1 protein-coding gene is annotated in these 1070 nt (G+C 68.6%); it reads left to right on the top strand.

Translation table 11 applies throughout. The features are described from left to right. A partial coding sequence (locus J7E68_RS17390; RefSeq protein ID WP_215174707.1) for a helicase-related protein occupies positions 1-1070 on the top strand: 1070 nt, incomplete at both ends.

Genomic DNA, 1070 nt, shown 5'->3' on the forward strand with positions numbered 1-1070 from the left:
GACGGAATGATCGTGTTCGTCCGTACGAAGAACGAGACCGAGACGCTCGCTGAGAAGCTGCGAGCCCGCGGGTACTCGGCCGCAGCGATCAACGGCGACGTGCCGCAGGTGCAGCGTGAGCGCAGTGTCAACCAGCTCAAGGCGAGCAAGCTCGACATCCTCGTCGCGACGGACGTCGCCGCCCGCGGCCTCGACGTCGAGCGCATCAGCCACGTCATCAACTTCGACATCCCGACCGACACCGAGTCGTACGTGCACCGCATCGGCCGCACGGGTCGCGCGGGCCGCACGGGAGACGCGATCAGCTTCATCACCCCGCGCGAGCGGTACCTGCTGAAGTCGATCGAGAAGGCCACGCGCCAGCAGCCCACGCAGATGCAGCTGCCGAGCCTCGACGATGTGAACACCACGCGTCTCACCCGGTTCGACGATGCGATCACCGCCGCTCTCAGCGACGCCGCACGCATCGAGAAGTTCCGAGACGTCATCGAACACTACGTGCGCAACCATGACGTGCCGGAGGCCGATGTCGCCGCCGCTCTCGCCGTGGTCGCGCAGGGTGACACACCGCTGCTCCTCGACCCCGCCGACGACCCCCTGTCCAAGGCCGTCGAGTACGACAACCGCCCGCCTCGCGAGAACAACACCCGCGAGCGGCGCGAGACCCGTGAGCCGCGTGAGCGTCGCGGGCGCGGCGACTACAAGCCGTACCGCATCGAGGTGGGCCGCCGACACCGTGTCGAGCCCCGTCAGATCGTCGGCGCACTCGCGAACGAGGGCGGCCTCGGCCGTGACGACTTCGGTGCCATCAACATCCGCCCGGACTTCACGGTCGTCGAGCTGCCCGCCAACCTCGACTCCTCCGTGCTCGAGAAGCTGAAGGACACCCGCATCTCGGGTCGTCTGATCGAGATCAAGCCGGATCGCGGACCGGGAGCCCGTCGCAACGACGGTCCTCGTGACGGTGCCCGTGGCGGCTTCGATCGACGCGACGAGCGCCCGCGCTACGACCGGGATGACCGCCCGGCGCGCAACGACGAGCGGGGCGAGAAGCCGTTCCGCAAGCCCCG

The sequence above is a fragment of the Microbacterium sp. ISL-103 genome, assembly GCF_018613995.1.
GTDB lineage: Bacteria > Actinomycetota > Actinomycetes > Actinomycetales > Microbacteriaceae > Microbacterium.